Annotated in this window: 8 protein-coding genes, 4 tRNA genes and 1 pseudogene; 6 read left to right on the forward strand and 7 right to left on the reverse strand. The window is 49.4% G+C overall.

Annotated features, from left to right (window positions below; all coding sequences use genetic code 11):
* The first annotated feature begins 49 nt into the window (after nucleotides 1–49).
* Entirely contained in the window at nucleotides 50–367 is a 318-nt protein-coding gene (gene cyaY / locus HGT71_RS11580; protein ID WP_099823061.1) for an iron donor protein CyaY, read from the forward strand.
* Between the two features lie 83 nt (nucleotides 368–450).
* Here cyaY and HGT71_RS11585 read toward each other — a convergent pair.
* Nucleotides 451–2,928: pseudogene (locus tag HGT71_RS11585) on the reverse strand (class I adenylate cyclase); the annotation flags it as partial.
* A gap of 269 nt (nucleotides 2,929–3,197) precedes the next feature.
* Here HGT71_RS11585 and hemC point away from each other — a divergent pair.
* The 5 genes from hemC to HGT71_RS11610 all read left to right on the forward strand — a co-directional run bounded on the left by hemC (nucleotide 3,198) and on the right by HGT71_RS11610 (nucleotide 8,185).
* Nucleotides 3,198–4,130, forward strand: a complete 933-nt coding sequence (gene hemC / locus HGT71_RS11590; protein ID WP_214217940.1) for a hydroxymethylbilane synthase — start codon at nucleotides 3,198–3,200, stop codon at nucleotides 4,128–4,130.
* A gap of 4 nt (nucleotides 4,131–4,134) precedes the next feature.
* Entirely contained in the window at nucleotides 4,135–4,872 is a 738-nt protein-coding gene (gene hemD / locus HGT71_RS11595) for a uroporphyrinogen-III synthase (RefSeq protein WP_214217942.1), read from the forward strand.
* Between the two features lie 25 nt (nucleotides 4,873–4,897).
* The gene (hemX, locus tag HGT71_RS11600) at nucleotides 4,898–6,052 is read left to right on the forward strand and encodes a uroporphyrinogen-III C-methyltransferase (protein WP_214217944.1); all 1,155 of its coding nucleotides are present in this window, start codon (nucleotides 4,898–4,900) and stop codon (nucleotides 6,050–6,052) included.
* A gap of 1 nt (nucleotide 6,053) precedes the next feature.
* Entirely contained in the window at nucleotides 6,054–7,250 is a 1,197-nt protein-coding gene (gene hemY, locus HGT71_RS11605) for a protoheme IX biogenesis protein HemY (RefSeq protein ID WP_214217946.1), read from the forward strand.
* A 110-nt stretch (nucleotides 7,251–7,360) separates the two neighbouring features.
* Nucleotides 7,361–8,185 carry a PhzF family phenazine biosynthesis protein gene (locus tag HGT71_RS11610; protein WP_214217948.1) on the forward strand — a complete coding sequence of 275 codons (825 nt, stop codon included), beginning with the start codon at nucleotides 7,361–7,363 and terminating at the stop codon, nucleotides 8,183–8,185.
* Between the two features lie 47 nt (nucleotides 8,186–8,232).
* On the opposite strand, the gene HGT71_RS11615 is transcribed toward HGT71_RS11610, so the two are convergent.
* The 6 genes from HGT71_RS11615 to wzyE all read right to left on the reverse strand — a co-directional run bounded on the left by HGT71_RS11615 (nucleotide 8,233) and on the right by wzyE (nucleotide 10,930).
* Nucleotides 8,233–8,309, reverse strand: a tRNA-Pro gene (locus HGT71_RS11615).
* Between the two features lie 31 nt (nucleotides 8,310–8,340).
* Nucleotides 8,341–8,427 (reverse strand) — tRNA-Leu (locus HGT71_RS11620).
* Nucleotides 8,428–8,442: 15 nt separating this feature from the next.
* A tRNA-His gene (locus HGT71_RS11625) sits at nucleotides 8,443–8,518 on the reverse strand.
* Between the two features lie 83 nt (nucleotides 8,519–8,601).
* Nucleotides 8,602–8,678, reverse strand: a tRNA-Arg gene (locus HGT71_RS11630).
* Nucleotides 8,679–8,811: 133 nt separating this feature from the next.
* Nucleotides 8,812–9,558 (reverse strand): lipopolysaccharide N-acetylmannosaminouronosyltransferase, encoded by a 747-nt coding sequence (gene wecG / locus HGT71_RS11635; protein ID WP_214217953.1) that lies wholly within the window; start codon nucleotides 9,556–9,558, stop codon nucleotides 8,812–8,814.
* Complete coding sequence (gene wzyE / locus HGT71_RS11640) at nucleotides 9,551–10,930, reverse strand: ECA oligosaccharide polymerase (RefSeq protein ID WP_214217955.1); 1,380 nt, start codon at nucleotides 10,928–10,930, stop codon at nucleotides 9,551–9,553. The genes wecG and wzyE overlap by 8 nt, the downstream gene beginning before the upstream one ends.
* Nucleotide 10,931 lies beyond the last annotated feature (1 nt).

Here is a 10,931-nt window from a genome sequence, read left to right on the forward strand (position 1 = left end):
ATGACCCATTGTTAAGCAATCGTTATACTAGTCAAAAAGAGGAGCGAGCATGAACGACAGCGAATTTCATCAACAAGCAGACCAACTGTTATTAACTATCGAAGAACGCTTAGACGAGCACGATGGGGATACCGATATTGATTACGAAACCCATGGCAATGTGATGACCCTGAGCTTCGAGAATGGCACTAAAATTATCATCAATCGCCAAGAGCCATTACATCAAGTCTGGTTAGCGACTAAAGCAGGCGGCTATCATTTTTCTTTCAATGATGGGAAATGGGTGTGTGATCGCACTGGCAACGAATTTTGGGCGTTACTTGCCGAAGCCTGTACGGTACAAGCGGGTGAGTCTGTTTCGTTCTAACTCTAAGGACGATAAGGCGACCGCGGAAGGATATTTTGGCCGAGTTGCGGGGACACTCTCTCCGTAACTTCATCTTGGCTTGGCGAGTGGAAGTTAATGATCGTTGAGCGTCCTTGTTGTTCCACGACCTGATAAAATTGCGGTAAATTGAAATTAATCGATGACGTCCCGAAGGTTAACCGATCGTGAGACGACGAGTAAAATCGGCACACGTCACGCATCAGTTCTTCTTTGCTTCCTTCACAGTGCTGATAAACCTCGGCGTGATTCTGTTCATCAAGGACATAGATACTAAAGCTTTGCGCAGGGGCATGGTCTTCGAAGAAAAACTGGATAATGCCTTCACTGGCATAATTTTTGACTACCGTGGGAAGACTCGCCTGTTTCGAGTCCATCTGGATCGACAAGCCTTGTAATTTATTATTTGAAATCGCCCCATAAAACTCGACCGCGTTTTTGAGTTTCTGCACGGAGACCCCCATCCGCTCAAAGAAGAGTCCCCAAGTATCACTCGCCAATTTCAATGCTTTAAAACGCCCGGTTTCTTGCCGATTACTGGAAAGGCGTAAATCGATGCACTCTGAGACCAGCTGCAACACTCGAGTCCGAATAAGCGCACGTAAATGCGGGCTGTAACAGAATACTTCGACCGCCTCCGGAGGCAGGGCTTCCTGATGCATTTTGCCTAAGATAGTCTTCAACGCTTCAATCATCGCCGATTCACCTTCAAAATGCAGCGTCCTTACCTCATTCCACGAGTTACGGTAGAGAAGATCGACACTGCCAATCAGGCACTGCTGCTGCTGACCGAAGCTGAAAACGTCCATTTTACGAAAATCAAACAACACCACTTGATCACGCAATGCCTGAGTCGGATCAGACTCTACGTTCACCATCAATGCCAGATGCCGTATTTCACAAGGACTGTAAAGCGCTTTGGGCGTTGGAGCGGGGAGACGTATCGGAAAATGCGTTGCGATATCGTGAACCAGTTCTTGTAGACGAGACAGATCGCACAGACTTGTCCCTTTGATATGGAGATGCGTCTTTTCCGTCAGTAAGCCATTAAACCACGCCCATGCCACCAGCTTATTTAAATAGCGGTTATATTCGAGCGGTTGATGGCTAATGATCGCATTCATCTCAGGAGCCTGATTATACAGATACCATCCACGGCGGTTAGCGCGCCCTTCGGCCACATAAATAAACGTGAGATGGTCTTCTGAAAGGTCGGGAGAGATTTGCGGGTTAAGCAGCGCCACCTTACCGGGTAAGGCCTCAAATGCCGCATAAAGCTTACGTGTAAGGACGCCAATATCTTGAGGGCTAGCACTCACGCTAAGATTGTTACGGCGAGCAAAACGAATCAGGTTTCGATAGCTTTGCATCATCGCATCAAGTAACTCGTTATGGGCGACACGAACTTGTTCAATTTTCCAGTGCGCCCGTCCATCAAGTTGGGTGAGGAGATCGCTCCCCCATCCCCAGCGCGTCACAAACTGTGCCAAAATTTCCCGTCGCCAAGGAGAAAGCTCATCGTGGCTCCCTGACGTCAACTTTTCAGAGACTTTCAAATAAAAACAGCGACGGACTAAATCCAGCCGAGCGGTATCATTGATGGCTTCTAAATAGGCAGTCACGCGTTCCAGCATCATACAATAAGGGTCGAGACCAAAATGAATAATCTCCCCATCGTGTAAACACTGCTTAATTTCTGTCGCTAACAGGCGTGTATTTGGGTACTCCCAGCTATAAGCTTCCAATAAGACGGTTTTCAACACGGCCTTATAGGGGGAGTCGATGCTTTTATACAGCTGCCACAAGCTGGCCCCAAAATACTCTTCCGCAGACAGGGTCCCTAAACCGCCAAGGTCGATCCATTCGTTTGGTACCAGTGCCCCTTTGGCGTAAAGCTCCATTACGTACTCATCGTAATGTGCCTCATGCTCACTGGGGACCAAATTCCAAAGAATGCGCTTACCCGCCAAGCGAACCGCACTGCGATAAAACTCATCCAGCAGCAGGATATGTTGAGTACTGCCACAATCCTCTTTGCCCAGCGCACCGCTCTCGTTCATCCGAAAACGGTTTTCGTGAATGAGAAAGAAGCTGATCTCAACGCCCTGCTTTTTACACCATAGCTGGAGTTGATGGCATTTATTCTGTAGTGCCTGGCGTTCCGCACTATCCAACCAGGATTGGTGACAGACCCAGATATCGAGATCAGAGTCACTGCTCTGACCGATTGAAGAGGTACTGCCCATGGAATAAAGTCCCAGAATGGGGGCATTCTCCGGCGGGGGCGTTAGTGTATAGGTACTCTCAGGAAAAAGTGTTGCGAGCAGCGACTGTTGGGTCTCATCCGGCGTGAAGAAACTAATACCATGCGGGGTGTTATGAGAAAGGTAACCCGGCATATCAGGGTGATGGTAATGCAAGAGCACAGGCAGCAAACTATAGATGTGACGAAACGCCGCGCCCATCGCCGCGGTGGCACGATCAGTGCGTAACTGATTAATCGCATCCAATCGTTGTTTCAGTGTCTCTATATAAAGGTACAAGGCATCACACCCGAACTCATGACAAGAAGTTGATAAAGGTTCCACGCGGCGGTGCTGCATTCTCTACCGCGGTCGGTCAATCTAACACTGCCACCCCATCCGGTAAAGCGTGTTAGTGCCTTCACCCTAGCATGTCTGCGTGGTCAACATTGAACAATCTATGTGTTGTGATTAAAAAATAATCGACAGGGGTTTTCGTTGGTGGAAAGTGCCACATCCTAAGTTTAAATGTTAGGATAATAGATAAATGTAAAAGCATGGTTACGAGTATGACTGACAAAACAATCCGAATTGCCACCCGTAAAAGCCCGCTCGCCCTATGGCAGGCGGAATATGTGCAGCAACAATTAATCGCTCATCATCCAGGTTTACGTGTTGAGTTGGTCACCATGGTGACAAAAGGCGACATATTGCTGGATAGCCCGCTATCAAAAGTGGGCGGGAAAGGATTGTTTGTCAAAGAACTCGAATCGGCGATGTTGGAAGGTCGTGCTGACTTGGCGGTCCACTCGATGAAAGATGTTCCCGTCGCATTTCCTGAAAAGTTGGGGCTTGTGGCCATCTGCCCACGTGAAAATCCTTTGGATGCCTTTGTCTCGAATCACTACGACTGCATTGATGCACTGCCACAAGGCGCTATCGTTGGCACCTCCAGCCTACGACGTCAATGCCAGATAAGCGCACTGCGCCCCGATCTGGTGATTCGTTCATTGCGTGGTAACGTGGGAACTCGCCTATCTAAGCTGGATGCAGGGGAATACGATGCGATCATCCTCGCCTCAGCCGGTCTTATCCGTTTAGGATTAACTTCCCGGATCCGTTACTCACTGCCTCCAGAAGTTTCTCTTCCGGCGGTCGGCCAAGGTGCGGTAGGCATTGAGTGCCGCAATGATGATACGGCGTTACATCAATTACTCGCGCCGCTTAACGACCCGGCGACGGCAGTGCGTGTTATGGCAGAACGCGCAATGAATACTCGCCTAGAAGGCGGATGTCAGGTTCCGATTGCAAGCTATGCACTGCTTGAAGACGGTAAGTTATGGCTTAGAGGGCTAGTCGGCACTCCCGAGGGTGACGTCATCATCGCCGGTGAACGTCACGGTACGGCTGAAGAGGCTGAAGCGCTAGGTATCTCACTGGCCGATGAGCTATTGGCGCGCGGGGCTGGCGATATCCTTCGTAAAGTTTACCAAGGACAGTAATACGATGAGTATTCTGGTCACTCGGCCTGCCCCTGAAGGACAACAGCTCGTTGAACGGTTACGCTTGACTGGACGTCAGGCGTGGCACCTGCCCCTTATCGAGTTTCTCCCAGGCCGCCAGTTATCAGAGTTCTGCTCATCTCTCGCCACACTCACCCCCGATGATCGGATCATCGCGGTATCGGCACGGGCCCTCACCTATGTCGGCCCTTTTTTGCAGGCAGCGGATACCTCTTGGCCCACCGAGGTACACTATTTCGCTATCGGTAAAAACAGTGCCTTAGCGTTACACCGCTATTGTCAGCAACGGGTTGAATTTCCAGAAAATTCAATTAGTGAAGCGTTGTTGGACCTGCCCTTATTAGAGAATATCGCCGGTAAAAACTGTGTCATATTGCGGGGAAATACTGGCCGAGAACACCTCGGAGAAACCTTGCAATCTCGCGGTGCTAAGGTGACCTATTTCGAATGTTATCAACGAGTCGCTATAAATTATCATGGCGCAGAGCAGGCTTTTCGCTGGCGACAAAAGGGGATCTCAACCATAATTGTGACAAGTGGTGAGATGTTAAACCTACTCTATGAATTGATTCCCGCTCTCGATCGGAACGAATGGTTACTCCACTGTCGGCTAGTTGTCGTCAGTAAACGCTTGGCAACGCTTGCCACCGACTTTGGTTGGCGAGATATTATTGTTGCTGATGGTGCGGATAACGATGCGTTATTGCGCGCATTACGCTGAAATTAAACTTATGGGATAAGCCTCTATGACGGAACACAAAGCCCCCTCCGCCATGCCGGAAGAAGTGAAAGAAGATAACACTGCAACACCTTCTCCGAAGCCGATTCGCACGGCTGGCAATGGTAAAGCACTGGCGAGCCTCGCAATCGTTATTGCGTTAGCGTCAGGCCTAGGTAGCGCCTGGTATATCACGCATACTCATCACGCACAATTGAGTTCAAATCAAGCGTTACGCGACCAACTTGCGCAAGCTCAGCAACAAAACGGCAAGGATCAGCAGCAGCTGGTTCAACAGCTGTCTACTACCGAACAAGCGTTAAAAGATTCACAGTCCCAGCTGCAAGAGACTGAAAAAGATCTACAGGGCCTGCGCGATAAAGTAAATTCCCTGACCGGGAATGATGCCAGTGTCTGGTTAGTCTCCCAAGCCGATTACCTGGTGAAGCTGGCGGGAAGAAAGTTATGGAGCGATCAAGACGTCACCACAGCACTGGCCTTACTGAAAAGTGCTGACCGTAGTCTGGCGCAGATGGATGACCCCAGTATCATCAATGTACGCCGTGCGTTAAACCAAGATATCTCTACCCTAGCCAATATCAATCAAGTTGATTATGACGGCATTATCTTACAAGTGAGCCAACTGGCGAATAATGTTGATAATCTGCGGTTAGCCGACGATAGCGACAACGACTCGCCAATGGATAAAGATAGCAACGATATTTCAGGCTCCTTATCCGAGTGGCGCCATAACTTAGTGGCGAGCTGGCACGACTTTATGGATAACTTTATAACGGTTCGTCGTCGGGATAACAGCGCACAGCCATTATTGGCCCCTAATCAAGATATCTATTTACGCGAAAATATCCGCTCGCGCCTGCTTATTGCCTCGCAAGCTATCCCTCGCCATCAAGAAGATATCTATAAACAATCCCTCGAAGCGGTATCGACTTGGGTACGGGCTTGGTACAACACGGATGACCCAACGACTAAAGCTTTCTTAGCGCAGATAGATCAACTGTCACAAACCCCTATTGCGATGGATCTTCCTGAGTCGCTCTCTAGCCAAGGGTTGATCGATAAATTAATGCAGAATCGCGTCCGTGGCTTAATGAGTAGCCCAAGCAATAACGATCCACAGCCTGCGCCAACGCCGGCTACTGCACCGCAACAAGGAGGTTAAGGTGATTAAAGTCTTAGCACTCTTTATTTTACTGATTGCCGGAATCGTTCTAGGCCCGGTTTTCGCAGGTAAGCAAGGCTACGTACTGATCCAAACCTCTCAATGGAATATCGAAACCTCCGTGACAGGGTTGGTGATCATCCTGCTGGTCGCCCTGATCGTTATTCTCCTCATCGAGTGGGTAATACGTCGTCTGTTTAGAACCGGCTCACGCGCTCGTCGCTGGTTTGCTGGCCGAAAACACCGCTTAGCGCAGAAACATACCAATACAGCATTGATTAAGTTAGCAGAGGGCGACTATCAGCAAGTTGAAAAGCTGATGACCAAGAATGCTGACCATGCTGATACGCCTGTCGCGAACTACTTACTCGCGGCAGAAGCGGCCCAACAACGGGGTGATGAAATCCGCGCAAATCAACACCTTGAGCGCGCATCAGAGCTGAGTACAGACAACCAAATCCCTGTGGAAATTGCACGTGCACGGATCCTCTTAGCCCGTGAAGAGAATCATGCTGCCCGCCACACGATCGACCGTTTACTGGATGTTGCTCCGCGTCACCCAGAAGTGCTGCGTTTGGCACAAACGGCGTATCTCCGCACGGGTGCCTGGTCGGCGTTACTGGATATCTTGCCTTCGCTTGAGAAAGACCAAGTCGTCAGCAAAGAGGAAGCAGAAACGCTCACGCAGAAAGCGTGGTTAGGCCAAATGGAACAAGCTATGGCATCTGGCGGTAGCGAGAGCTTAAAACAATGGTGGGGCCATCAAGCCCGTAAAACACGCCAAGACTCACGTTTACAGGCCGCAATGGTGACACACTTGATCGAGTGTGACGATCATGAGATGGCACAGGTCATCGCGATGGAGGGGCTTAAACGCCACTACAACGAAAGTTTAGTGCTCTCTATTCCAAAGATTAAGACGGCAAACAGTGATGATTCCGAGAAGTTAGTCCGTCAGCTGATCAAACAGCATGGATCAACGCCGCTTTTAGAAAGTACCTTGGGGCAATTGCTGATGCGTCGGGGCGAATGGCAGCAGGCTGCAGACGCGTTTAAGGCAGCCCTAGCACAACGCCCAGACAGTTTTGATTACGCTTGGTTAGCGGACGTTTACGATAAAATGCGTCGTCCAGAAGAAGCGGCGAAAATGCGCCGTGAAGGACTCCATCTCACGCTAACAAAATATCCTGACCAGTAATCTCTCCTACCTTTAGGCGGCTGTTCGCAGCCGCCCTCTCCTAATACTTATTGCTAAGAACGCCAAACCATGATGTTATCAGGGATCCCCACCCCTTAGGCGTTAACGTTATGAAATCGCGTTTTGAACAGATCAATGTCTTTGCTACCCATTCCTTGAAAGGTAATCCTTTGGCCGTTGTCCATTGCCAAGAAGGTGACTACTCCACAGAGACTATGCAGGCGTTAGCACGCTGGACCCAGCTCAGTGAGACCGTCTTTATTACGCCAGCAACAGAGGCTGCTGCAGACTATAAGGTGCGTATTTTCACGCCCGTCGAAGAACTTCCTTTTGCTGGACATCCCACATTAGGATCCTGCCACAGTTGGTTAGATGGGCGTAAGCAGGCCGTAGTCCATCAGCAATCTGCGATTGGAATTGTTGAGATCCGCCAAGAGAACAATCTCTTATTTTTTGAAGCGCCCCCCTTAGTGGTACAACGCCCTTTCTCCGCACAAGAACAACAGCAGCTTATCGCCTCCACAGGGCTGCTTGCCGAAACAATCACCGCTACCCAAGTGTTGAGTAATGGTCCGGTATGGCACTGCGTTCGAGTAGATTCAGTGGAAACGTTACTCCGTATCACGCCAGATTATTCCGCGATGGGCGATCTTAAGTTAGGACTCTGTAGCCTTAATCCGGAGGGAGAGGGTTTGGTGGTCCGTGCCCTGATGGGCTTAGAAGCCACTGAAGACCCGGTGACAGGAAGCTTACAAGCTGTGTTGGCGCAATGGCTGATTGAAACAGGTGAGTTACCCGAGCATTACCGTGCTCAACAGGGAATGTGTGTGGGTGCTGAAGGGGAAGTCACGATAAAAAGAATAGACGGCAAGATCTTTGTCGGCGGACAGTCAACCACGGTAATAAGCGGTGACATCACACTGCCAACGGCGTAAAGACGACAAAAACAAAAAACCCCGCCGAAGCGGGGTTTCTTTAAATTTGGTCGGCGAGAGAGGATTCGAACCTCCGACCCACTGGTCCCAAACCAGTTGCGCTACCAAGCTGCGCTACTCGCCGAAATACTGCGGTACTACTTTACTTTTTTATCTGGTGCGAGGGGGGGGACTTGAACCCCCACGTCCGTTAGGACACTAACACCTGAAGCTAGCGCGTCTACCAATTCCGCCACCGTCGCTCATCAGATAAAAATTGGGGTGGCTAATGGGACTCGAACCCACGACAACTGGAATCACAATCCAGGGCTCTACCAACTGAGCTATAGCCACCACCCCTAACTTCTTACTACCACTGATGTTAACACATCAGCCTAACGCGGTAAAACACCACCGCAGCTCGACACCTAAAAAACTGGTGCGCCCGACAGGATTCGAACCTGAGACCTCTGCCTCCGGAGGGCAGCGCTCTATCCAGCTGAGCTACGGGCGCTTAGCGCCGTTGCGGATGCGGATATTACGGTAGTGTTGCCTAGCTGTCTAGTGGTTTTTTTAATTAAATTATCGTTTGATTACGCTTTGTTCACTTTGCGTGAAGTTTCGGCGATTTAGCCTCTTTAGGGGCCTTATAGCTCACCGCGCCAGTGGTAACCTTGATACTTGAGTAACTTTAGTTGGCGCTTTAATCGAGAAGGTTGCTTAATCAGTCGATACAGCCACTCAAGCCCAAGTTTCTGCCACAGTAATGGTGCACGCTTCACTTTACCAATAAAGACGTCGTACGTGCCGCCTACCCCCATATATAGCGCATCGGGGTATTGCTCATAACATCGCTGAATAAAAAGCTCCTGTCGTGGCGATCCCATTGCCACAGTAACCACCTTCGCCTGGCTCGCTTTAATCCGTTGGATCAGCGACTCGACCTCAGCTTCCGTAAAGTAACCATCTTGTTGGCCCACAACCGGCACCTGCCATTGTTGCTTAAGTTTATGGGTGGTCTGTGCCAATACATCGGGCTGACTTCCAACCAAATAAACGGGAACAGATAATGCGCCAGCACGTTGCATTAATGACTGCCATAAATCCGCCCCCGCAATGCGCGTGACTTGGCTGTCGGGATACTTTTTACGGATCGAACGGACGATACTAATGCCATCAGGATAGTTAATTCCGCCGCTGGTCAGGATTTGGTGCAATAGCGCATTATGTTCTGCCGTTAAAATCTTTTCAGCGTTCAACGCAATCAGACGCCCAGTGTGTACCTGCAGCGCATCAGGCAGCAGGAAATCGGTAAACGCTTGCATTGAAGGAAAGCCATATACCGGAATCTGGCGAATAGTAAAACTTGGCAGCGTTATCGAACGGTTACTCACAGATATCCTTTTGTTTTGAGTAGAAGGGAGTGACGGAAGGCACTGATGTTGCCCCTACCCGTGGTTTGACGAGCCCTGCGCGTTGTAAGAACCAAAATAAGAGTTTAGTCACCAGCAGACACAGCAGAAAAATAATCGCGAAAAAAACCACTCGCGAGCCGAAAGCGTCGAGTCCTTCACGCGCTAAGACAATCATGTTAAACACTGCCCCGAAACAAAAACTATTGATTAAGGCTGCGGTATAACGGTTTGGCTCTTGGCGAGCGCGATAATAGAGGCTATCGAATCCTTTAATGATCAGGCCGACTAACAAGGCGCCAGGCACCAAAGCCCCTACCCCACCCATGACGAGCAGCGAACCGATTAGCGTCGGAGATATCGCTAACCCTGAATGGTTATCCAAAATCTGCCAAGTAAAATAATTTGCGCTATTCAAGATGGTAGAAGGACGTTCTGGCCATAACCAACTTGGAATGAAGACATAAAAGTCTCGCCACATCGGGGCGGGACCTTGGAAGTCGAGCTGCGAATAATGGCTGAAAATCAAACCCAGATTTTCCCAAGGCGAAAACGTATCGCGAGTCAGATAGAGAAAGGTATACCAAGCCTCTGGACCCGTCACATTCAGATTATAGCGCCGCAACGCTAACCAAAACATTCCCACGATCGACATCGCACCAGCGCCAAGTAACATCGATAACGTAATCCAGCCACGACTAATACCAATAAATAAAAATAGCGCAAACGCGATGATGATATTGGCGCGTGTTCCCCCCACGACCATGTAAGTAATCAGGCCAAAAGTCACCGTCACCACAAGAAATAGGCACCACTGCCGTAACGTGGGTTTAAGGAAATACACCACCAACATGCCAGGGATAAAAAAGTAAAAGAAACGTTTTAAAGCAACACCGGAAACCTGACTGGAAAAAATTTGGCTATAGGAGGTCAGTCGAAAGAGTAATAGCCCATTGCGCGCAAAGAAGATCCCTAGGCTCACCAGCGCAACCAGGACTAACAATCCTAAAAAGAGATGAGTCTCTAAGCGAGTCATGGTAAAAAAGCCGCTCACCGGTGCCACGGGTTTACGGGTTAATCGAACCTTATACGTCACATAATAGATGGCATAAAATCCTGTAGCCGATAATAAGGCTTGTAACAGATAGAGAGGATCAACCACCGGTTCTTGGAAACCAAAGACTAATATCGAGGTTAACGGAAAACCAAAATAGAACGTCAGTACAAAGAGTAAGGAAAAGAACAGATGAAAAGTAAAGCGCTCACGACGGAACTCTTTCACCATTACCGTTAAGATAAAGCAAAGCGAAAGCACATATACCAAGGCCAAGCCTGTAAACTGCCCACCCGTCATG

Origin of the sequence: Rosenbergiella epipactidis (assembly GCF_018494055.1) — a bacterium.
Lineage (GTDB): Bacteria > Pseudomonadota > Gammaproteobacteria > Enterobacterales > Enterobacteriaceae > Rosenbergiella > Rosenbergiella epipactidis.

Excerpts from the sequence above, each read along its gene's own strand:
- cyaY (WP_099823061.1), top strand. The coding sequence starts at position 50 with ATGAACGACAGCGAATTTCATCAACAAGCAGACCAACTGTTATTAACT.
- hemD (WP_214217942.1), top strand. The coding sequence starts at position 4,135 with ATGAGTATTCTGGTCACTCGGCCTGCCCCTGAAGGACAACAGCTCGTT.
- hemX (WP_214217944.1), top strand. The coding sequence starts at position 4,898 with ATGACGGAACACAAAGCCCCCTCCGCCATGCCGGAAGAAGTGAAAGAA.
- HGT71_RS11610 (WP_214217948.1), top strand. The coding sequence starts at position 7,361 with ATGAAATCGCGTTTTGAACAGATCAATGTCTTTGCTACCCATTCCTTG.
- wzyE (WP_214217955.1), bottom strand. The coding sequence starts at position 10,930 with ATGACGGGTGGGCAGTTTACAGGCTTGGCCTTGGTATATGTGCTTTCG.
- hemC (WP_214217940.1), top strand. The coding sequence starts at position 3,198 with ATGACTGACAAAACAATCCGAATTGCCACCCGTAAAAGCCCGCTCGCC.